This window comes from [Actinomadura] parvosata subsp. kistnae, from assembly GCF_900323885.1.
In the GTDB taxonomy this organism is placed as follows: Bacteria; Actinomycetota; Actinomycetes; order Streptosporangiales; family Streptosporangiaceae; genus Nonomuraea; species Nonomuraea composti.
The window spans coordinates 2,184,632-2,205,597 of sequence record NZ_OOHJ01000018.1 but is presented as its reverse complement, the minus strand read 5'-3'; the positions used below and the strand labels follow the sequence as shown (position 1 = coordinate 2,205,597).

The 20,966-nt window shown below is 73.1% G+C and carries 23 protein-coding genes; 5 read left to right on the top strand and 18 right to left on the bottom strand.

From position 1 onward, the window contains the following. Positions 1–49: 49 nt before the first annotated feature. From KIS93_RS30165 to KIS93_RS30145, 5 genes are read right to left on the bottom strand one after another with little or no spacing between them, the layout of a single operon-like run. Positions 50–1,465 (bottom strand): pyridoxal phosphate-dependent decarboxylase family protein, encoded by a 1,416-nt coding sequence (locus KIS93_RS30165; RefSeq protein ID WP_080044457.1) that lies wholly within the window; start codon positions 1,463–1,465, stop codon positions 50–52. Beyond that, positions 1,462–2,772: an MFS transporter gene (locus KIS93_RS30160; protein ID WP_080044458.1), complete on the bottom strand. Its 1,311-nt coding sequence runs from the start codon at positions 2,770–2,772 to the stop codon at positions 1,462–1,464. The genes KIS93_RS30165 and KIS93_RS30160 overlap by 4 nt, the downstream gene beginning before the upstream one ends. After that, positions 2,769–3,389, bottom strand: coding sequence for a TetR/AcrR family transcriptional regulator (locus KIS93_RS30155; protein WP_080044459.1), 621 nt, complete (start codon positions 3,387–3,389; stop codon positions 2,769–2,771). The genes KIS93_RS30160 and KIS93_RS30155 overlap by 4 nt, the downstream gene beginning before the upstream one ends. Positions 3,390–3,445: 56 nt before the next feature. Beyond that, positions 3,446–3,805: a YbaB/EbfC family nucleoid-associated protein gene (locus KIS93_RS30150; protein ID WP_155128900.1), complete on the bottom strand. Its 360-nt coding sequence runs from the start codon at positions 3,803–3,805 to the stop codon at positions 3,446–3,448. Between the two features lie 24 nt (positions 3,806–3,829). Then, positions 3,830–4,219, bottom strand: coding sequence for a YbaB/EbfC family nucleoid-associated protein (locus KIS93_RS30145; RefSeq protein ID WP_186404511.1), 390 nt, complete (start codon positions 4,217–4,219; stop codon positions 3,830–3,832). 125 nt (positions 4,220–4,344) lie between these two features. Here KIS93_RS30145 and KIS93_RS30140 point away from each other — a divergent pair, with 125 nt between their 5' ends. Genes KIS93_RS30140 through KIS93_RS30130 form a run of 3 tightly spaced genes read left to right on the top strand, consistent with a single transcriptional unit; the run spans position 4,345 to position 5,847 of the window. Beyond that, positions 4,345–4,659 (top strand): hypothetical protein, encoded by a 315-nt coding sequence (locus tag KIS93_RS30140; RefSeq protein WP_080044462.1) that lies wholly within the window; start codon positions 4,345–4,347, stop codon positions 4,657–4,659. Next, positions 4,659–5,564: a DUF4258 domain-containing protein gene (locus KIS93_RS30135; RefSeq protein ID WP_155128902.1), complete on the top strand. Its 906-nt coding sequence runs from the start codon at positions 4,659–4,661 to the stop codon at positions 5,562–5,564. Before KIS93_RS30140 ends, KIS93_RS30135 begins: the two co-directional genes overlap by 1 nt. Positions 5,565–5,583: 19 nt before the next feature. Continuing rightward, positions 5,584–5,847, top strand: a complete 264-nt coding sequence (locus KIS93_RS30130; RefSeq protein WP_080044464.1) for a DUF2283 domain-containing protein — start codon at positions 5,584–5,586, stop codon at positions 5,845–5,847. Position 5,848: 1 nt separating this feature from the next. Here KIS93_RS30130 and KIS93_RS30125 read toward each other — a convergent pair whose 3' ends face one another. From KIS93_RS30125 to KIS93_RS30090, 8 genes are read right to left on the bottom strand one after another with little or no spacing between them, the layout of a single operon-like run. Continuing rightward, entirely contained in the window at positions 5,849–6,268 is a 420-nt protein-coding gene (locus KIS93_RS30125; RefSeq protein WP_155128906.1) for a hypothetical protein, read from the bottom strand. Between the two features lie 32 nt (positions 6,269–6,300). Then, on the bottom strand, positions 6,301–7,482 hold the full coding sequence (locus KIS93_RS30120; RefSeq protein ID WP_080044466.1) for an ABC transporter permease: 1,182 nt from the start codon (positions 7,480–7,482) through the stop codon (positions 6,301–6,303). Further along, on the bottom strand, positions 7,482–8,159 hold the full coding sequence (locus KIS93_RS30115) for an ABC transporter ATP-binding protein (RefSeq protein ID WP_080044467.1): 678 nt from the start codon (positions 8,157–8,159) through the stop codon (positions 7,482–7,484). The genes KIS93_RS30120 and KIS93_RS30115 overlap by 1 nt, the downstream gene beginning before the upstream one ends. Then, positions 8,152–9,873: a peptidoglycan-binding protein gene (locus KIS93_RS30110; RefSeq protein WP_080044468.1), complete on the bottom strand. Its 1,722-nt coding sequence runs from the start codon at positions 9,871–9,873 to the stop codon at positions 8,152–8,154. The genes KIS93_RS30115 and KIS93_RS30110 overlap by 8 nt, the downstream gene beginning before the upstream one ends. A gap of 10 nt (positions 9,874–9,883) precedes the next feature. Further along, positions 9,884–10,777, bottom strand: a complete 894-nt coding sequence (locus KIS93_RS30105) for a hypothetical protein (RefSeq protein ID WP_080044469.1) — start codon at positions 10,775–10,777, stop codon at positions 9,884–9,886. A gap of 34 nt (positions 10,778–10,811) precedes the next feature. Further along, a complete protein-coding gene (locus KIS93_RS30100) occupies positions 10,812–11,696 on the bottom strand; it encodes a hypothetical protein (protein ID WP_080044470.1) in 885 nt (294 codons plus the stop codon). Further along, positions 11,693–12,016, bottom strand: coding sequence for a PadR family transcriptional regulator (locus KIS93_RS30095; RefSeq protein WP_080044471.1), 324 nt, complete (start codon positions 12,014–12,016; stop codon positions 11,693–11,695). The genes KIS93_RS30100 and KIS93_RS30095 overlap by 4 nt, the downstream gene beginning before the upstream one ends. A gap of 57 nt (positions 12,017–12,073) precedes the next feature. Beyond that, positions 12,074–14,602 (bottom strand): glycoside hydrolase family 9 protein, encoded by a 2,529-nt coding sequence (locus KIS93_RS30090; RefSeq protein WP_080044472.1) that lies wholly within the window; start codon positions 14,600–14,602, stop codon positions 12,074–12,076. Between the two features lie 349 nt (positions 14,603–14,951). Here KIS93_RS30090 and KIS93_RS30085 point away from each other — a divergent pair, with 349 nt between their 5' ends. Together KIS93_RS30085 and KIS93_RS67665 are read left to right on the top strand one after the other, a co-directional pair. Next, positions 14,952–15,134, top strand: a complete 183-nt coding sequence (locus KIS93_RS30085; RefSeq protein ID WP_080044473.1) for a hypothetical protein — start codon at positions 14,952–14,954, stop codon at positions 15,132–15,134. Positions 15,135–15,207: 73 nt separating this feature from the next. Further along, a complete protein-coding gene (locus KIS93_RS67665; RefSeq protein WP_155128908.1) occupies positions 15,208–16,395 on the top strand; it encodes a PucR family transcriptional regulator in 1,188 nt (395 codons plus the stop codon). Between the two features lie 22 nt (positions 16,396–16,417). Here the strand turns inward: KIS93_RS67665 and KIS93_RS30075 are convergent, their stop codons facing one another. From KIS93_RS30075 to KIS93_RS65790, 5 genes are all read right to left on the bottom strand, one after another. Beyond that, positions 16,418–17,281, bottom strand: a complete 864-nt coding sequence (locus tag KIS93_RS30075) for an SGNH/GDSL hydrolase family protein (protein WP_080044474.1) — start codon at positions 17,279–17,281, stop codon at positions 16,418–16,420. Between the two features lie 128 nt (positions 17,282–17,409). Continuing rightward, positions 17,410–18,537, bottom strand: a complete 1,128-nt coding sequence (locus KIS93_RS30070) for an alkaline phosphatase PhoX (protein ID WP_080044475.1) — start codon at positions 18,535–18,537, stop codon at positions 17,410–17,412. Positions 18,538–18,670: 133 nt separating this feature from the next. Further along, on the bottom strand, positions 18,671–19,339 hold the full coding sequence (locus KIS93_RS30065) for a GNAT family N-acetyltransferase (RefSeq protein WP_080044476.1): 669 nt from the start codon (positions 19,337–19,339) through the stop codon (positions 18,671–18,673). Between the two features lie 23 nt (positions 19,340–19,362). After that, complete coding sequence (locus KIS93_RS63655) at positions 19,363–20,163, bottom strand: APC family permease (protein ID WP_246005421.1); 801 nt, start codon at positions 20,161–20,163, stop codon at positions 19,363–19,365. Then, complete coding sequence (locus KIS93_RS65790; RefSeq protein ID WP_246005383.1) at positions 20,058–20,870, bottom strand: APC family permease; 813 nt, start codon at positions 20,868–20,870, stop codon at positions 20,058–20,060. The genes KIS93_RS63655 and KIS93_RS65790 overlap by 106 nt, the downstream gene beginning before the upstream one ends. Positions 20,871–20,966 lie beyond the last annotated feature (96 nt).

Below are 20,966 nucleotides of genomic sequence, written 5' to 3'. Positions count from 1 at the left end.
CACCGGCCGAGGACACCGCCCGAGTCAGCGGCCGAGGACACCTCCTGAGTCAGCGGCCGTAGACGACCGACAGGAAACGCACCAGGACCGCCTCCCTGGCGGGCGCGGGCAGCGCGTCCAGGACGGTGTTGACCACCGCCATCTCCGGTTGGCCGGCGCCCGGCCGCAGGTCCACGCCCACCGACGCGCTCAGCTCCGCGAACGCCGCGTCGTCGATCGCCTCCAGGTCCAGCCCGGCCACCAGCTCGACCAGCCCGTCCGGCAGCACGACGGGGCCGCGCTCCCTGGCCGCTTCGGCCGACTCCGCGATCACCTTCAGCAGGGCCTCGACCCCGGCCAGCGTGACCCCGGTGACGGTGATGTGCAGGTTGGCCGGGATGCCGGCGTAGGAGAGCTGCGGCTGCAGGAACCAGCCGCGCGCCCGCGCCTCGTCGGCCAGCACGAACACGTCCACGCCGGCCCCCTCGAAGGCCACGAGCGACGACTCGGGCTCCCCGAGCACCCGCAGCCCCGGGATCGCGGCCAGCCCCTCGCGCAGCCTGCGGGTCGCCTCAAGGGTGGCCCGGCCCAGCTCGGCGTACCCGTCGCGGCCCAGCGCCTGGAGGGTGGCCCAGGCGCCGCCGAGCGGGCCCGCCGACCTGGAGCTCTGCACGGTCGCGTTGATGATCGTGTAGCCGGGCCAGGCCGCCGACGCGAAGTACGCCTTGCGCCGCATCGCCGGATCGGCGAACAGCAGCACCGAGGCGCCCTTGGGTGCGTAGCCGAACTTGTGCAGGTCGCACGAGATCGACGTCACCCCGGGCACCGACAGGTCGAACGGCGGCACGTCCGCGCCCGCCTCCCGCAGCCAGGGCAGCAGCCAGCCGCCCACGCACGCGTCCACGTGGAACGGCACGCCGTCCACCGCCGCCGCGATCTCCTCGATGGGGTCGATCACGCCCTGCGGGTACGACGGCGCGGAGGCCACCACGAGGATCGTGTCCTCGTCCACCGCGCCCGCCACGTCGCGGGCCCGCACCTTGTACGTCTCCAGGTCCACCGGCACGGCCCTGACCTCGACGCCCAGGTAGTGGGCCGCCTTGTGGAAGGCGGGGTGGGCGGTGACGGGCAGCACCAGGTTCGGGCGGGGGCGGGCGGCCCGGTCGCGGGCGGCCTTCACGGCCAGCATGATCGACTCGGTGCCGCCGCTGGTGAAGATGCCGTGCCCGCCGCCGAGCAGGTCCGCGACCGCGCCGACGACCTGCCGCTCCATCTCCACCACGCTGGGGAACGCGGTGGGGTCGAGGCAGTTGACCTCCAGCATCTCCAGGTACGCCCGCGTGGCCGCGTCGTGCACCCCGGCCCGGCCGGTGTCGTAGACGTAGGCGGTCACCTGGCCGCCGCGCACGGGCAGGTCGTGCTCCTTGAGCCGGGCCACCTCGGCGAGCAGGTCCTCGGTGGTTCTGCCGGTCGGCGGCAGGTTCACACGGTCTCCTTGGTGGTGAGCCGCCCGTACCGGATGACGAACGGCAGGCTGATCAGCATGAGCAGGGCGGGCAGCGCCGTGAACCCGAGCAGCAGCCCGGTCAGAGCGCCCGCCGGCTGCGCGACCGGGGTGTCGACCGGCGCGGAGACGAACCCCGACGCGGTCAGCACCAGCGCGAACAAGCCGGGGCCGAGCGCCAGGCCGGCCGTCTCGCCCGCCGTCCACAACCCGGTGAACGCGCCCGCCTGGGCGTGCCCGGTGCGGGCGGTGTCGGCGTGCACGGTGTCGGGCAGCAGTGACAGCGGCAGCAGTTGCAGCGCCGCGTAGCAGACCCCGGCCAGCGCGGTCAGCGCGAGCGTCGCCACGGTCCCGCCCGCCGCGACGGCCGGGATGAGCGCGACCGCGACGGCGCAGAACCCGGCGGAGGCCACCAGGTAGCAGCGCACGGGCCCGTGGACGCGGGCCAGCCGGGCCCACCCGGGCACGGCCAGCATGCTCGGCCCGACGAGGCAGACGAACATCACCGAGGTCAGCCCGTAGTCGCCGAGCCGGTAGGAGGCCACGTACGGCGCGCCCGCCAGCATCACGGCCACCGCCAGCGCCTGCGTCACGAACGCCGCCAGCAGCACGAAGAACGGCACGTTGCCCCTGGCCAGCCGGAACGCGGCGACCGGGCCGAGCTGCCGCGGGCCGGGCCTGGACGGCACCCAGCGGGTCGCCAGCGTCGCCCCGGCCAGCGCCGCCGCCATGACGGCGCCGACCGTCACGCCCATCACGGCGTAACCGGCCCGGCCGCCGCCCGACACGTCCACCACGGCCGGGGCCAGCCCCCCGGCGACGAGGATGCCGACCGTCAGGCACACCACCCGCCACGACATGATCCGGGTCCGCTCGGCCCGCTCGGCCGACATCTCGGCGGGCAGGGCCACGTACGGCACCTGGAAGCAGGCGAACGCGGTGGCGGCCAGCAGGAACGCCGCCCCCGCCCAGACCGCGCCGGACACGCCTTCCGGCACCGCGAACATCAGCGCGAACGTCACCGGCAGCGCCACCGAGCCGATCCCCAGCAGCCGGGTCCTGCGGCCGGTGCGCACGGCCTCGCGGTCGCTGGCGGCGCCGACCAGGGGGTTCAGCAGCACGTCCCAGATCTTGGGCGCCACCAGCACGAGGCCCGCCAGGGCGGCGGGCACGCCGAGCACGTCGGTCAGGTAGTACAGGAGCAGCAGGCCGGGCACCGCGGAGAACACGCCGGTGCCGACGGAGCCGATCCCGTAGCCGAGGAGGCGGCCCCGGCCCAGGCTCGTCACCGGAAGTCGCCGGGCAGGCCGAGCGTGCGGTGCAGGCTCTGGTGCAGGTGGGCGCGGAAGCGGCGGAGCGCGGCCCGGTCGCCGGCCGCGCGGCGGCGGCCCTCGGCGTCGAGCACGCCGCCCTTGGCGAAGCCGTGCACCGTCCAGATGACGCTCCAGACGGTGTAGTCGAGGTCGGTCTCGGCGGCGATCAGGCCGGCCTCGACGGCGGGGCGCAGCGCGGCGCTGACGGCGGCGAGCAGCGGCTGGACGTACTGGCGCTCCAGCTCGGTGATGTCACTGGCGTCGGAGAGCCAGCGGTGCATCCACAGCGCGGGCACCTCGGGGTGGTCCACGCAGAAGTCGAGGTAGTCGTCGGCCAGCCGGTGGATGGCGGCCACGGGGTCGTCGCCGGGCAGCCTGGACAGCGCCTGCTCCAGGGCAGCCTTCTCCGCCTGGTGGGCGGCCTCCATGACGGCGAGGTACAGCTCCCGCTTGCCGCCGACGTGGTAGTTGACGGTCGCGATGTTCAGCCCGGCGGCGTCGGCGATCTGGCGCGTGGAGGTGCCGTCGTAACCGAGCGCGGCGAAGAGCTGCGTGGCGGCCTTGAGGATCACGGCCGCCTGGCCGGAGGTCATGCGACCGAAGGTAGTTCGGTCACCCCCTCCCGGTCAATCATTTGATGGAAGCCCGGCTACTCGAAGCTCAGCAGGCGCTCCAGCTCCGCCTGGGCCGCGGCCGGGTCGTAGCCCGGCAGGGCCTCGCGCATCAGGTCGTGGGTCTGCCGCTCGGCGTCGGCCGCCGCCGCGCCCACCGCGGCCAGCGTCTCGTCGGCCAGCTCGTGGCTGCTCAGCCGCAGCGCGCGGGGCCCGTAGACGACGTCGAGAACCAGGCCGTTGGCATCGACCGTGGCCTTGACCTGCCCGGACGGCCCTTCGCCGGTGCCGATGACCTTGTCGAGCTCCTCGCGGGCGCTCTCCAGCCAGGCCAGCATGCGCTCGCCCCGGTCGGCGGCCTCGTCGATGTCGTGGTCCCTGAGATCGGCGGGATCCATCCGCCCGAACACATGTGCCTCCAGCTAAAGAAGATCGAGGGCCGCTTGCTCGACCCGTTGGCGCACGAACGTCTCGTCCAGCGGCGCCGGCAGGGACGCGCTCCTGCCCGCCGCCCGCTCGGCGATCTCCTGCGCCTGGCGCCCGGCCTCCTCCTGCGCGGTCCGCAGCACCTTCGTCACCGCCCGGCCGAGTGCCGCCTCGCCGAGCCGCAGCGCCCGCGGGTCGATGCGCAGCCGGGTGAGCACGCCCTGCCCGGCCGCGGCCGCCTCGATGAGCCCGTCGTCGCTCTCCGCCCGGCCCTCCACCTGCCGCATAGCGGCACGGGCGGCCTGGAGGTCGCGCAGGACGCGGCGGCTCTCGGCGAGGTACTGGGCCAGGTACTCGGCGTCGTCCTCCGGTGCGGGTGACCGCATCGTCCACCTCCGGCTGTCAGGGGCTTGCTGCGGCGCCAGTCTAGACAGATCCCGACCAGCTTGACGTTGAGGTGTATGTCTCATGAATCACATAAGTCAGACAAAGCTCGATATGGTGCACGGGTATGACGGGGTTTGAAATCGCGCTGGGCGCGGTCGGCCGCGAAAGTGAACGGGTCGGCGCCCACAGCGGGGAGTACGAGGCCGCCGTGCGGCGGCTGTGGGAACGCGGCGACAGCGTCGCCTCCTGGGCCGACGACGGCCTGTTCGCGGGGATCGTGGCCGCGTACGCCGAATGCAACCAGGTGTCGCTCATGGCACTGACGGGCGTCTCCGGCGAGATCGGCCACACGGGCGAGGCGCTGGCCGGCGTGGTGGCCAACACGCGGACCGTGGAGGATGTCAACGCCGAGAACGCGCGGCGGGTCACATGGGCCTGATGCTCTCGCCCGAGCTGGACGGATTCCTGAGCCTGCTCGGCATGCCGTGGCCGAACATCGACGAGGACGAGATCAGGAAGGACGCCACGGCCTGGCGGGTCGTGCAGGCCGGGTCGGAGCCGGTGGGCGCCGAGGCCGACGCGTCGGTCCGCAGGACGCAGCAGGTCTACCACGGCGACTCGGCCACGGTCCTCGCGCAGCACTGGAGCAGCGTCGGCGGGGACGGCGGCCACATCGCCCAGGCCGCCGCCGCCGCGCGCGTGGCGCCGCTGGCGCTCGACGGCACCGCGAACGTCGTCAGCGCGGTGAAGGTGGCGGTCGGCACGCAGGCCGCGGCCGGGTTGACGTCGGTCATGCAGGCGCTGGTCTTCGGCGGCGCGGTGGGCGCGACGGCGGCCACGGCCCGGATGTACCTCGTGCGGCACGCCATGGCGAAGGCGATGCGGGAGGGGTCCGAGGGCACCGCCAAGGTCCTGGCGCCGGCGCTGTCCAGGAAGGTGACCGACCCGATGCGCCGCATCCTGGACACCCTGCGCCGCCCGGGAGGCCCGGGAGGCACCCCCGCGCTGGCCGGCGCCGGCGGCCGGATCCCCGTCCGGCCCGCCGGGCTCAGGACGCCGGCCGGGCCGCGGTCCGTGCAGGACGGCATGGCCGCGATGGGCCGCAGGAAGGGCAACGCGGGCGGAGGCGGCGGCGGGGGCCGCGGGTTCAACAGCCGGCACGCCGAGCAGCGCAAGGAACAGCGTGACATCAGCCAGGGCGAGATCGATGAGACCCTGTCGAAGGGCTCCAAGAAACCCGGCAAGAACCCCGGGACGTCCGAGTACCAGAAGGACGACGTCGTGGTGATCAGGAGTGACACCAACTTCAAGATCGTCACGGTGTTCAGAAGGAACAAGAAGTAGCGGCGCGGGAAGGTTTGGCGTGCGGATCGAATACGGCGAGGAGAACGACGTCGCCTACATCTACCTGGCCGACCACATCGGCAAGGGCGAGGCGGTCAGGCAGGTGGTGGTCGACGACGACGACCTCCGGGGCGAGGTGATCATCGACGTCGACCGCGACGGCAAGGTGCTGGGCGTCGAGATCGTCGGCGCCACCCACGTCCTGCGGCCCGAGACCCTGGCGACCGCGGATCGCCACGACGAGGAGGACCCCTACGGCTGGCCGCCGCCCCCGGCGTCCTGACTCAGTCGGGGGCCCAGTACTTCTCCATGATGCGATCCAGCTCCCGGACCACCGGCTGCCAGGTCCGGGGCAGGTCGTAGGCGTCCGCCCGGCGCTTGCCGTAGGCCAGCGTGTACTTGATGAAGTCCGCGCCCTGCGGCGGCCGCTGCGAGTGGCCGATCTTCAGGTGCTTGAGGTGGCCGCGCAGCCTGCGCGCCTCCTTGGCGGTCAGGCACTTGTCGACCGTCGGCCCCGTACGGCGGCTGAGCCGTACGCAGCCGTTGCCGTAGACGACCACGCGGTCGTTCAGCCCCGCGAAGCCGCCCTGCTTGCGCAGCTCGACCAGCACCCGCTTCGCGGCCACCTCCGCCTGCGCCGGAGCCATGGACGTGCTCAGCGCCAGCATGAGCACGGGCAGGAGCACGATTCGCCAGATCCTCATGCTCTCTTGGACGTACGGGAGCGCCGATCGGCTCACCTGAGCGCGTCGACGGGCTCCATCCTGGCCGCGCGCAGCGCCGGGTAGAGCCCGGCCAGCAGCCCCACCAGGGCTCCCGCGACCGGCGCGGCGACCGCCAGCCGCACGTCCAGCAGCGGCGTCCACTGCTTGACCGCCGACACCGCGACCACCGCGACCACGCCGAGGGCGGCCCCGATCACGCCGCCGGTCAGCCCGATCAGCGTGGACTCCAGCAGGAACTGCGCCGCGATGTGCCGCCGGGCCGCGCCCAGCGAGCGGCGCAGGCCGATCTCCTGGACGCGCTCCATCACCGTCACCAGCGTCACGTTGGCGATGCCGACGGCGCCGACGACCAGCGAGACCAGGCCGAGGATCAGGAACAGCGCGTTGACGTCGTCCTGCGCGCCGTCCCGCGCCCGGGTGGGGCTGGGCGGGGAGATCACCTGGAGCAGGTCGCCGTTGCCGGGGCTGAGCGCCGACGGCGCCTGGCCGGCGATCAGGCCGGCGGCGCCCAGGCTCGTGTTCACCAGCACCCTCGTGACGTCGCGCAGCCCGAACTGGCGGCCCGCCGTGGGCGGCACCACCACGGCGGTGCGCAGGTCCCGCTCGCGGCGCAGGTCGCCGAGGATGCCGATCACCGTGTACGCGTGCTTCCCGATGAAGATCGCCGGCGCCCGGTCGAGCCGGGTGACGCCCAGCATCCTGGCCGCCTCGTCGCCGAGCACCGCCACCCGGTCGCCCCGCCTGACGTGCCCGTCGTCGTAGAAGCGGCCCTGCGTCATCCGGCCGCGCGCCGCCTCGGGCAGGCCGGGCGTGGCCGCCAGCACGGTCAGGGACTGCGTGGTGACCCGGGTGGGGTCCACGAGGTCGTTGGAGCGTACGGACAGGTTGGTGCCCTCGGCCGCGTCGGCCACCGCGGCGGCCGACTCCACGCCGCGCAGCCTGGTCACCCGCTCCACCGCGTCCCAGCTCACCAGCGGCGGGCCGGTCGTGGTGCCCGGCACCTCCACGGTGATGGCGGTGGCGACCAGCTCGTCGAACCGGCCGACGATCTGGTTGCCCGCGGTCGCGGCCACGCCGAGCGTGACGACCAGCGTCGTGATGCCGAGCACGGTGCCGAGCGTGGTCAGCGCCGAGCGCAGCGGCCTGGCCAGCACCCCGGCGACCGCCTCGCCCGCGAGGTCGCGTACGTGCATCACTCCTCCACCAGGACGCCGTCGGTGATCCGCACGCGGCGCCCGGCCCGCTCGCTGACCTCCTGCTCGTGCGTGATGACCACGATCGTCAGCCCCTGCTCCCGCAGCTCGGCGAACAGGTCGAGGACCGCCTCGGTGTTGCGGCTGTCGAGGTTGCCCGTGGGCTCGTCGCACAGCAGCAGCGACGGAGCTCCCAAGAGGGCCCTGGCGATGGCCGCGCGCTGGCGTTCGCCCCCGGAAAGCCGTCCCGGCAGGAAGCCGGCCCGGTGTCCGAGGCCCACCCGCTCCAGCGCCGCCAGGGCCCGCTCCCGCCTGCCCCTGCGTTTCCGCGCGCCGTAGACCTCGGCGAGCATCACGTTCTCCACCACACTGCGGTGGGGGAGCAGGTGGAAGGACTGGAAGACGAAGCCGATCCGGTCGCCGCGCAACCGGGTCCTGGCTCCGTCCCGCAGCGTAGTGGTCTCCGTGCCGTCCAGGAGGTAACTACCGGAAGTGGGGCGATCCAGGAGCCCCAGGACGTTCAGCAGCGTCGACTTGCCGGAGCCCGACGGGCCGACGATCGCCAGGTAGTCGCCCCGGTCCACGCGGAGCGAGATCTCGTGCAGGGCGCGGACCGGCGGCTGCGCGGGGAACCGCTTGCAGACGTCGCGCAGCTCGATGACGGGCTCCTCAGGCATCGCCGATCACCACCCGGTCGCCCTCCTTGAGCGCGCCGGTGACCTCGACGTTCCCGTCCGCCGTCAGGCCCGTGCGGACCTCGACGTCCTTGGTCCGGTCCGTGGCGTACTCGACCCGCACCCGCGCCTTCCCGTCCGCCGAGGTGATCACCGCGGCCACCGGCACGACCAGCACCGGCTCGTCCGTGGCCCCGACGGTGACCCGCGCGGTGACGGCGGTGCCCGCCCGCAGCCCCTTGCTCCCGGACGGCGTGATCAGGACGGGCAGCGAGCCCTCCGGCGCCTCCTCGCCGCCGGGCAGCCTGGCCTTGTCCCCGACGGCGGTGAGCACGGCCGGGTACGTCCTGCCCGCGTCCACCTCGACGGTCGCCTCCATCCCGGGCCGCAGCAGCTCCGACTCGGCCGCCTCCACCGACCCCGTCACCGCGAACGTCGAGCTGGTCACGGTCGCCACCTCGTCCTCCACCCGCCGGCCCGCCTTCACCGACACCTTCTGCAGGCGGGCGGGCAGCTTCGGCAGGAACACCACCTCGCCGGGCGGGATCGACACGCCGTACGTGCGGGCGAAGTCGGCCAGCAGCTCCTTGGCCGCCGCGACGTCCTCGCGCGCGTGGGCGACCTTGAGTCGGGCCGGGGAGAGCTGCCTGGCCTGGCGCAGCGCCTGCTCGGCGGTGACCACCGCCTCCTTCGCCGTCCGCACTGCCTTGCGCAGCTCTTCGAGCTTGGCGTCCCTGGCCTCGCGCGCCTCCTCGCGCGCCCGGTCGAGAGCGTCCTGGGCCGCGGCCAGGTCCGCCCTGGCGTTGGCCACCTTGAGTTCCAGCAGGCTCGTGTCCTCCTCGGACGGGGTGGGCTGGGGGACCGGCGTACCCGTCGGGGTGCCGGTAGGGGTGCTGGTCGGCCGGGTCCTCGCCGCCGTGAGCGCCTGCTCGGCCTCCGCCAGCCGCTCCTCGGCCGCCCGGACCGCCGACTCCGCCGCCGCCAGCCTGGTCTCGTCCGCGGGCGTGAGCTCACGGGACTCGGCCCCGGCCAGCGCGGCCCGCGCCGCCTTCAGGTCCGTGCGGGCGTTGTCCAGCCGGACCTTGAGCGGCAGCACGTCCCGGCCCCGGTCCAGGGCCTGCTTCTCGGTCGCGAGCGTCTCCTGCGCCGTCCGTACGGCCTTGCGCAGCGTTTCGTACGTCTGCCGGTCGGTCGTCGTCGGCTGCTGCGCCTCGTAGCCCTTCTTGGCGTACATCCTGGTCACGGCCGCGACCGTGGCCCCGTCGAACACGCCGGTGGACGGCGCGCCGTACCCGAGCCGGCGCAGGGCCCGCTGCAGCTGCTCGACGTCGTCCCCCTTGGTGCCGGGGGCGATCGTGCGGTGCATCGGCACGGTGCCGCGCAGCGCGAACACCGGCCGCCCGTTGACCTCCATCAGCACGGCGCCCTCCTTGATCCGGCCCTTGCGCGGCGCCCGGGTGACCCGCTGCTGCTCGGCCGTGCCGCCGACGACGCCGGCCAGGGCGATCGGCAGCGGGGAGCCGTACTCCAGGGTGCCGCTGAGCACGACGGTGCTGACGAGCTTGCGGCGCTCGACCGCGGCGGTGACGAGGGAGGCGGCGGGTGCGGCCCGGCGGGCCGCCTCGTCGGCGGGGGAGCGCAGCCGGGAGCCGACCGCCCAGCCGGCCCCGGCGACGACCACGACGCCGGCGACGACGCCGGCGAGGAGCTTCTTCATGGCGGGGTCGTCAGAACGCGAACTCGTCGTTGACCCGCCGCTGGACCTCGGCCGCCTTGGGGGCGTAGGCCGCGTAGAAGTCCTTGCCGCACTCCAGGTCGTCGAGGGCGGCCTTGATCTCCTTGTCCAGGTACGGGCGGGCCTGCTGCGGGGTGAGCGTCGGCATGACGAGCTGCTTGGTGTTCTTGGTCATCTTCGGGCCGCCGGCCATCTTGGGGTCCTGCTCGCGGCCGATGGCGCTCTGCCGCTCCATGAACTCGTTCTCGCCGCGGCGCGCGACGGCCGTCGGCTTGGTGTCGGAGACCCGGTAACCCTTGCCCTTGAGGCAGGTGCTCATGGTGGCGGCCAGCTCCACCAGGTCAGGGTCACCGTCGAGCTCGGCGGTCTTGGCGCGCCGGTGGGCCAGGGCCATGTGGTTGAAGTAGTCCATGTTCGACTTCAGGTCCAGGCCGAGCACCTGCTTGCCGACGACGACCATGCAGGCGTTCTTGGCCTCGTTGTAGGCGTCGAGCTGGGCGGTGGACAGGGAGCCCTGGATGTCGGCGTTCGGGTCGGGGTCGGCCATCTCGGAGCCGGGGCCCTGGATCTCCTTGGGGTAGACGTGCACGGCGAACACCCCGAACCCGTACTTCTGACGATATTTCAGCATCGCCTGGTAATCGCCTGAATCGCGCAGGCGCTCGTCCTCGCTGGCGGGCTCCGTCGGCCGCACGTACGGCACGTACTTGAAGCCCTTCTGCTTCATGCAGTCGGCCTTGGCCGCCTCGAACTGGTTCCGCTTGTCCTTGACCGCGGCGCTCGCCGCGGGCGAGGGCTGCGCGGCGGTCTCGGCGGCGCCCCCGCAGCCGCAGAGGACGGCCGCCGAGCAGGCCAGGGCAAGGGCCAGGTGTGATCGCTTGGGCATGGCAGGAGACCATACTCCGTTCTACGAAGTATGGTCAATCCAGACAGTGCCGCCGCTGCCGCAGCGGCGCGAACGCGGCGGCCACGAGCAGCAAGAAGAGAATCCCGGCGTACGCGAGGTGCTGCCGCTCCAGATACTCGACGTGGAAGGCCAGATCGCAGGAGAGCAGCAGAAGATAGATCCCCGACGCCAGCACCCACCGGTAGTCGCGCGTCAGATAGCCGGCCGCCACCACCAGCCCGAACACCGCCACCTCGACGCACATCCTGCTCAGGCTGATCGGGTACCGCGTCTCCTCCGGCAGCCACTGCGGCCCGGCCCACGCCACCGGCACGACCACCGCCCACCACCACCACGACCGGGCCCGCACCGGCCGCCGCGGCCACGCCAGCACCGCCAGGCCGATCAGCACGACCGCGTAGCCGGCCGCCACCACGAGCGGGTCGCTGTCCTGGAACAGGGCCCGGCCGGTGAGCCGGCTCGGCGACACCGGCAGCAGCGTCACGTCGAACGCCTGGAAGCCCGCGGCGATCCCCACCGCCTTCACGCCGGTGAGCAGCGTGAGCGCGAACGCCGTGCGCGACCGGCCGCGCAGGATCGCCAGCAGCGCCAGCGCCGACAGCAGCGTCCACAGCGGCAGCGCCTCCGCGTACGGCAGCAGCGCCGCCAGGTTCACCGCCGCGACGGCCGTCACGCCCAGGTGCACGCCGTCCACCCAGACGCTGCCGGTCGCCTGGTGCACGATCCGGCTGCGCACCCCGCCCGCCAGCAGCCCCCACGCCTCCCTGAGCACGGGGACCCTGCGGCCGGGGGCGGCGTCCTCCAGGAGCACGTCGAGCAGTTCGTCGCCGTGCTTGCGCCGGTACGCGCGCGGATAGGCCAGCAGCAGCCTGCGGTAACGCCGTTCGAGAGGTGTCATGCGCCGGACGGGCGCAGGACCAGGGCCGCCGCCTCCTGCATGCGCCTGGCCTCGGCCTCCACCAGCGCCTGGCCGTCGGAGGTGATCCTGAAGTAGCGCCGGTTGCGGCCGTTGACCGTCTCCTCGCGGTCGACGGTGATCACGCCGCGCTCGTTCAGCCGCTCCAGGATGCCGTAGAGCGTGCCCACGGACGGCTGGACCCGCCCCCGCGACAGCTCCTTGATCGCCTTGCTGATCGCGTGCCCGTGCAGCGGGCCGGCACGGAGGGCGGTGAGCACGAAGTACATCGGCTCGCTGACTTCAGAGGTTCCCCTGGGCATGGGGACGACAGTATTCCGTTCAACGAAGCGTCCGCAACGCCCAGGGGACTCACGTGCCTACTTGCAGCGCACGCCGTTGAGGTGGAACACCTCGGGCGCCGGGTTGGGGCCGGAGGCGTTCGTGCCGTTGAAGCCGAACGTCACCTTCTGCCCCGGCTTGATCTTGCCGTTCCAGCGCAGATCCTTCGCCGTCACCACCGAGCCCGACTGCGCCAGCTCCGCGCCCCACGCGTGCCCGGCCCGCTGGCCGCTCAGGAACGACCAGCGAAGGCTCCAGCCGTCCACGACCTTCTTGCCGGTGTTCTCGATCTCGACCTGCGCCGTGAACCCGCCCGGCCACGAGCCGTGCGCCGTGTACCGGACCCGGCAGTCGGCGCGCCCGCCCTCGTCGGCCAGGAACGCCGAGACCCAGGCCAGCGGCGAGTTCCAGTTGATGGTCAGCTCGTTCGTCGCCCACGACTCGATGTGGTCGATGTAGCAGAACTGCGGCTTGCAGCCCTTCAGCAGGCGCTGCGCGAGCGGGTCCTGGATGGCCGAGTTCGGGCCGCCGGCCAGGGTGCCGCGCGGCGGGTTCGGCAGGGACGCGTCGAGCTGGTGGGCGTACCAGCGGCTGTGCTGGTTCTGCGAGGCCACCTCGCCGTAGCCGGTCACGTACGACTGGTTGAGCGCGTTGCGGCCCAGGATGTAGTCCATGCCCTCACGCACCGCCGCCCGGTACTTCTCCTGGCCGGTCAGGTCGTACGCGGTGGCCATGACCACCATGTTGTTCAGCACCAGGTTGTTGGAGCCCCAGTCGAAGTCCGGCGGGTTGTACGGCAGGCCGTACGGGTGCGCCTGCTGCGTCGCCAGATACTTCTCCGCCCCCTCGACCACCGAGCGCCGCACCCGGTCCCGGTCCGGCAGCGCGTTCGGGACGGTCGCCAGCTCCAGGCGTCCGAGCTGCGCCGTGTTGCCCCAGTCGAAGCCGCGCTCGCGCCAGATGTCGCCGGTGTGGTGCGGCGAGGCCAGCACGAAGTCCCTGAACTCCTTCTCGCCCGTCGTGATGAACAGCTCCGCCGCCGCCCAGTAGAACTCGTCGCTGACGTCGCCGTCGTTGTAGGCGCCGCCGCCGACCCCGTCGTTCGGGTCCGCGTACTTGTCCGGGTTCGCCTTGGCCGCCGCCCACGCCTTGCGGGCCGCCGTCAGGTTCCGCGCCGCGAACTCGGCGTCGTACGGGGCGAACAGGCGGGCCGCCTGCGCGGCCGTCGCCGCCAGGTTCAGCGTGGCCGCCGTGGACGGCGGGTGCAGCTCGCGCGGCTGCGGGTCCAGGTGCGGCAGCAGCGGCAGGCCCGTCCAGTTCCGGTCGTGGATCTTGTGGTGCGCCATGCCCTCGAACGGCTTGCCGTCCGGAACCTGCATGCTCAGCAGGAACTCCTGCTCCCAGCGGGCCTCGTCCAGGATGTCCGGCCGGCCGTTGCCGCTCTCCGGGATGGCGAGCTGGCCGTCGCCGAACGCGGCCTTGTCCCGCTCGTACGTCGCCATCAGCTGATGGACCGAGATGCCGCCGTTGACCACGTACTTGCCGTGGTCGCCGGCGTCGTACCAGCCGCCCTTGACGTTCAGGCTGTAGTCGCAGACGCCCGGCTGGCACGGCACGTTCACGTCACCCTGGTTCGGCGCCACGCCCACGTGACCGGCGGGACGGCCGTAGCCGGGCCGCAGGTCGTCGCGGATCTCGATGCCGCTGCGCTGCGTGTAGTAGAACTTCAGCGCGTCCACCGGGAGCTGCTCGTACAGGTCCGCCGCGATGTCGAACGGCCGGCTCGTCTCGCCGTCGGCCGTCAGCGTGTAGTCCTCGCCCGCCTTGCGGTAGGCGCCGAAGTCGAGTGTGTGGACGTTCTGGCCCGAGCTGGCGTCCACACCCCTGGGGACGGTCTTCCCCTTCGCCACCGTCTCCTTGTCGGCGTTCTTCAGCTCCCACTCCAGGGGCTCGGTCGCCTCCGTCACCAGCGTGGCCTTCTTCGGGCCCGACGGCAGGTAGCCCACCATGTTCACGCGCACGCGCGGGCCGGTGTCCGGCTCGTACACCTCGGGCTCGGCGCCGCCCTTGAGCGACACGTCGTCCATGCAGAACCTCCAAGGCTCGGCGCTGCCGCCCAACTGGAAGACGACCTGCGCGTTCGGCAGCGACACGGGCGCGGTGAACGTGTAGGAGTAGCTGTTGCCCGAGACGCTCATCTCCGGCGCGGCCGACAGGTATTGCGTCCAGGGGTCCACCGGGAGCTGGATCAGCGCCTTGCCGACCTTGGCCGGGGTCGCCGAGGCGAAGAACCGGTAGGCGTACGTCTCGCCCTCCACCAGCGGGAGGTCGTTCTGGCCGATGATGACGTCCCACGGATTGGCGGTGCCGCCGGGGATGTCGGCGCAGGCCCGCCCGTCCTGGACGGTGAGGGCGGTGTTGCCGGTGGTCCACCAGGGGGCGGTGCCGGCGTCGAAGGTGCCGTTGACGATCTGCTCGGGCCCCTCGTCCTCGGCCAGCGCGGCCGGGGCGGGGGACAGGGCGACCATGGTGAGAAGGGCCAGTAAGGCGGCCCGGTATCGGGTCATGGAGGTCCTTGAGGGCGAAGGATTGGGAGCGCTCCCAAAAACAGCGCGGATTCCGATCCTCCTTTCCCGCCGCCGCCCCGTCAACGGCTGCGCACACCGGGCCGCCGAGAATCGTGAAACTTTCATGGACACCGACCGTGCAGGCGCCGAAGGATGGCCTCTGACCTGTGCTGATCGTAAGGGGCGGACAGGCGGATCGCCGTGGCCCGCGCCTGCTCGGCCGCCTTCCGCGCCCGGCCTGGGCGGCCGGCGGCCTCCAGGACGAGGGCGCGGGCCCAGCCGAGCCGGGCCGCCGCGCCCGGGTTCCGACTTCGGCAACCGGCAGACGATCGTCACCCGGACCGGCAACGTGACCTTCAACCTGCGCGAGTTCGACCCGCCCATCACCACCGGCGGCCTGGACCTGGGGAACGCGTGGGCCCACGGCTACCACTGCGACGACCTGGACGAGGGGGAGACCTACGGGGAGCAGAGCGTGCTGAAGTCGAGCACGTGGTCGTACACGGTCTGGCTGAAGCTGACCGGTCAGTAGGCCGGCGGGCCCCGCCGGATCCCCTCCCCGGCGGGGCCTTCTCCGGCGCGCGGGGATCTGGGAGGGTTCGAGCGTGGTCCTCTCCCTGGCGGGGCGCCCGCTGCACGAGCTGCTCGACCGCCAGACCGCCAAGCTGGCCAGGCGGCTCGTACGGGGCTTCGCCGAGCAGCTGCCCGTCTACCGGCGGCTGCCGGAGGAGGAGCTGGACGGCGACATCACGGCCATCACCGAGCACAACCTGCGCCTGATCTCCCGTGCCTTCCGCGAGCGCCGCCCGCCGGCCAGGGCGGACCTGGCGCCGTTGCGGGAGTCGGCGGCCCGCCGCGCCCAGGAGGGGGTGCCGCTGGAAGCGCTGCTCGCGGCCTACCACCTGGGGGCGCGGATGGTGTGCGAGCGGCTGTTCGCGCGGGCGGGGCCGGACGACCTGGGCGACGTGCTGGAGGCCGGGCGGATCGTGCTGCTCTACATGGAGGCCGCCACGACCGCCGTCTGCTCGGCGTACCTGGAGGAGCGGGAGAGCCTGCTCAGCCAGGAGCAGCACGCCATGCACGCCACCGTCGCCGCGCTGCTCGCGGGGGACCGCGCGGCGCTGGCGGGGGTGCGGCTGCCGCCGCGGTACCTGGTGCTGGCGGTCGCGGCGGGGCGGCATCCCGACGAGGACGGGCCGGGCGCGCCGGTCGCGGGGCGGCGCAAGCTGCACCGGCTGCGCACGGCGCTGCAGCGGTACGCGGCGGAGCCGGTGCTGCCCGCGCTCGACCCGGCGGGCGGGCTGGTGCTGGTGCCGGTGCAGGGGGCGGAGCCGGAGCCGGGCGAGCTGGCGGAGGCGGCGGGCAAGGCGGCGGGGGTGCCGGTGTGGCTGGCCGCCGAGTGCGCGCCGCCGCAGGGGGTGCCGGCGGCGGCGCGGCTGGTGGAGGAGGTGCTGGAGGTGGTACGGGTCTTCGAGCAGCCGCCGGGCGGCTACCGGCTGGCCGACGTGCTGCTCGAATACCAGCTCACCCGGTCGAGCCAGGCGACGGCGCTGCTGGCCGGGCTGCTCGACCCGCTGCTCGACAACCCCGACCTGCTCAGGACGCTGACGGCGTACCTGGACACGGGCCTGGACCGGCGGCGCACCGCGGAGTTGCTGCACGTGCACCCGAACACGGTCGACTACCGCCTGCGCAGGGTGGTCGTCCTGACGGGGCTGGACCCGATGGACCCGGCCCACCTGCAGCGGATCGGGGCCGCGCTGGCGGCCCGCCGGCTCATCCGGCCCCCGTGACGGCGGCGAGCGGCGCGCCGGCTCACAAGGCGCCCGTCACGGCGCCCGTCACGGCCGCGGTCACGACGCCGGCGAAGCCGCGCATGCCCGCCGCGTTCGGGTGGAACGGCGCGGCCGGCGAGGCGGGCACGTACGGCTCGATCCACCGCGTCGAGGACGAGGCGCACGGGTCGTGGCCGACGCTCGGGGTCTGCAGGTCGATGAAGCCGACGCCGGCCGCGGCGGCCTGCTCGGCCAGCATCTGGTTGAAGTACATGAGCGTGGCCCTGATGTAGTTGGCGTCCGCCTTGATGATCGGGACGCGCGGGTAGCAGCCGTCGGGCCGCGCGTACGTGCCGTACCCGACCATGAAGATCCTGGCCTGGGGGGCGCGGGCGCGGATGTCGGAGACGAGGGTCGTCAGGTGGGGGCGCAGCGCGTCGGTGTCGACCCGCCACTTGTCCTGGCCGCCCACGTTGTAGTCGTCGTTGCAGGCGTCGCCGATCGGCGGGGGCAGCAGGTTGAGGCAGTCCTCGATGAAGTCGGTCAGCCCGACGTCGTTCGCGCCGATCTGCACGGTGACCAGGGTGGTGTCGGGGGTGAGCGCGTCGAGCTGGGGCGGCACGTCGCCGAGCTCGGTGCTCTGCGGCTGGTACATGTCCTCGGTCTCGGCGCCGGAGCAGGTCGCGTCGCGGAACGTGGCGGCGCCGATGGCCTGGGCCGTCAGGCGGGGATAGTTGTGGTCGGAGCGCAGGCAGCCGAGGTGGATCTGGTTGGGCACCAGGGGGCCGGCGGCGGCCGAGTCGCCCAGCGCGACGTACACCTCGGCCTGGGCCGCGTGCGCGGGCGGGGCGAGGGAGAGGGCGAGCAAGAGCGGGGTGAGGAGGAGGAGCGTGCGGCGGACCATGGTGGACTCCTTCCGGCTGGGGGTGGGGGGTGCGGAATCCGTGGTCTGGAGGAGGCGCGGGCCCAGCGGCCGATGTCTGCGCCCGTGCCCGCGTCTGTGTCTGTGTCTGTGCCCGGGTCTGCGGCGGGTCAGCGGCGGAAGGGGCCCGTCACCTCGTAGGTGATGCCGCCGGTGCCGGCGGTCTCGCCGCTGGTGCCGCGCTGGGAGGAGAAGTAGAGCCGCGTCCCGTCGGGTGAGAACGCGGGCCCGGTGATCTCCGACCGCGCCTGCCCGTCGAGGCGCATGATCGGGGCGACGACGCCGTCGGGCGTGATGATGTTGATCTCCATGTTGCCGCCGTCCTCGGCCACGTAGAGATCGCCCTTCTGTCCGGTGATGTTGTCGACGCCGTCGAGCGTGCCGGTGCCGTCGTAGATCGCGGTGACGGTCTGGCGGGCGGTGTCGTACGCCCACACCTTGCGGTCGCCCTTGGCGGTGAAGTAGCAGACGCCGGCGGCATAGTGGCAGCCCTCGCCGCCGTTGAAGTGCCTGGCCTCCGGCACCTGGTGCCGGGTCTGGCGGGCCAGCACGCCGGGCGTGGGGTCGGGCACCTCACGCCAGGGGACGCCGTCGCCGCACAGCACCTCCAGCCGCCCGCTGGACAGGTCGCCCCAGGTCGTGGGCGTGAACCGGTAGAAGCAGCCGTCGCTCTCGTCCTCGGTGAGGTAGATGACGCGGTGGTCGGGGTCGCAGGCGGCGGCCTCGTGCTTGAAGCGGCCCATGGCGGGGCGGGGCTGGGCGGCGCGGGCGCCGTACGGGTCGGTCTCGTGGACCCGGCCGCGGAAGATCTCCTCGCACGACAGCCAGGTGTTCCAGGGGGTCGCGCCGCCCGCGCAGTTGAGGTTCGTGCCGCTGAGGATCCGGTACGCGCGCTCGATCGACCCGTCGGCCCTGAACCTGATCGCCGAGGCGCCCCCGATGAGCGGCACCTCGGAGTTGGAGACGTAGATCCAGCCGGTGCCGTCGGCGAAGCAGGCGCCGCCGTCGGGGGCGGGGTGCCAGAGCGTGCCGCCCACGCTGCCGCCGACACTGTGGCCGGACCTGGCGACGACGCGGCCGGTGAAACCGGCGGGTAACGCCATGCCGTTGGCGTCGGGCGCGCCGAGCGGCCCGTACGGGCTCTCGCCGGCGCGCACCGACGCCACGGCCTCGTGCCACACCGCCCCCGAGAACGCCACCGACGCGGGCAGGGCAGTCAGGAAGGTACGGCGGCGCATGTGGGCTCTCCCGTGGTCGCGGTTGGATTCGCAGACACACGATGAGCCATGCTCGTCATTCTGTGAACTGGACAGCGGAGTAAATGTCGGCGGTCAAATCTGTGACGCCTCACAAACGCGCCTCACGAACACATCAGACGGTTCCGGGCCGCCACATCGGCCAGTACAGGGTGCCGTCCGGCAGGGCGAACGGCTGCCGCGCCCGGTATCCGTGCCGCGCGTAGAGGTCCCGGTTGCGCGGGTCGCTGGCCTCCAGGTACGCGGGCAGCCCGTCGAGCCGGGCGTGCTGGTAGCGCAGCAGGGCGGTGCCGAGGCCCTCGTTCTGCCGGTCGGGGTGCACCGCCAGGAACGCGAGGTGCTGGTGCGGCTCGGCGGGATGGTTCTGCTCGAACAGCCCGTTGAGGACGCGGAACCGCTCGGCCCATTCGCCGGTGGCCTCGGTGAGCCGGCGCTCGTAGTCGGCGGGGGCGGGCAGCGGCGAGGTGTAGGGGAACCACACGGCCACGGCGGGGCCGTCGTCGATGAGGTGGATCTCGCCGTGCTCGACGGCGTGCTCGACGAAGATGCGGAAGCCGGCGGCGATGACGCGGTGCCGCGCCCTGCGGTCGGGCACCAGGTAGGCCATCGGCCGCAGCCCGGAGAACGCGGTCGCGATCAGCTCGGCGACCTGCTGGGCGTCGTCGGCCGTGGCCGGGCGGACGGCGGGTCGTAACGCGAACGCGGCCCCGCTCTCGCGGTGGTACACCGGCCAGGGCCCGAACGCCTCGCGCGTCACCCGGCCGGCCTCGTAGGTCTCTCCCATCGGCCCACATCTCCTCTCGTCGATCATGCGCCGTCGGGGACGGTGGCCGCCTTGGCGCCCGTCCCCACCGCAGCGTAAACGGCGGGTCGCCCGGCACGCAGCACGAACGCCCACACCACTCCGAGCACCGCGGCGACCGCGTAGACGGCCGGCAGCACCCAGGCCAGGGCGTCGCCCTGGGGCACGCCGAGCAGTGCCCAGAAGTTGTCCAGCGCGAACCACACCATCACGGCCAGCGCGATCGCGGCCGGCACCGGCGCGATCACCCGCCGGCCCAGCGTCTCGCCGCTGGGCCGCCTGGCGAAGAAGGCGATGACCGCGACGGAGGTCACGAAGATCAGCAGCAGCACGCCGAGGCCGCCGAAGGAGCCGCCGTAGAAGAAGAGCTGCACGAGCGGGTCGAGGCCGAGGAGCGCGTACAGCGTGATCGTGGCCAGGCCGAGCACGCTCTGGGCGATCGAGCCGGCCTGGGGCGCGCCGCTGCGGGCGCGCGTGCGGCCGAAGACGGCGGGCAGCACGCGCTCGCGGCCGAGCGCGAAGAAGTAGCGGGCGGTGGTGTTGTGGAAGGAGATCATCGCGGCGAGGACGCTGGTGGTGAACAGCACCCGGGCGATGTCCACGACGACGGGGCCGAGGTGCGCCTCGGCCAGCACGAAGATGGTGTCGGCCTGGTCGCGGCGGGCGGTGGCGACGATGGCGTCCGGCCCGGTGGCGACGGTCATGGCCCACGACGACAGCGCGTACACGAGCGCGATGATCGCCACGGACGCGTACGTGGCCAGCGGCACCGTCCGGCGCGGCTCCCGGCTCTCCTCGGAGAACACCACCGACGACTCGAACCCGACGAACCCGAGCGTGGCCAGCACCAGCAGCGCCCCACGCCCGGCACGAACAGCGCGGCCGGCGACAGCGTCCCGGTGGCGTAGCCGGCGGCGGCCGGGTTGGCCAGGTCGGCCAGGTCGAACAGCAGGATGACGGCCACCTCGGCGGTCAGCAGCACGGCCAGCAGGCGGCCGTTGACGTCCACCCGCATCAGGCCGAGCGCCGCGACGAGCGCCCAGGCGGCCAGCGAGAGCGCCCACCAGGCGGGCGTGACGCCCAGCCACCGCTCGAACAGCGGCGCCGACGCCACGCCGAAGGCGCCGTAGAGCGCCACCTGCAGCGTGTTGTACGCGATGAGCGCCACCCAGGCGGCCGCGATCCCGGCGGGGCGGCCGAGCCCCCTGGTGACGTAGGTGTAGAACGCGCCGGCGTTGGCCAGGTGGCGGGCCATGGCGACGTACCCGACGGCGAAGACCGCCAGCACGACGCCGACGACCAGGAAGGCGACGGGCAGCCCGGTGATCCCGGTGACGGCGTAGCCGGTGGTGACGACGCCGGCGACGACGGTGAGGGGCGCGGCGGCCGACAGGACGAAGTAGACGACAGTGGGCGCGCCGAGCCGGTCGGCGGCGAGAGCGCGGCTCACCGGGGCGGGCCCGGCGCCGCTCTGGGCGGTCGGCGGCTTGCTTGCTTCCGGGGGATGCGACACCCCCGTATGGTGCGGCCGATCGCCGGGTCCGGCCAGCACCTCGCGGGTCATCCCTTGTTTACGGGTGTCCGGTTCGTGACGACGTCATGGGTGATC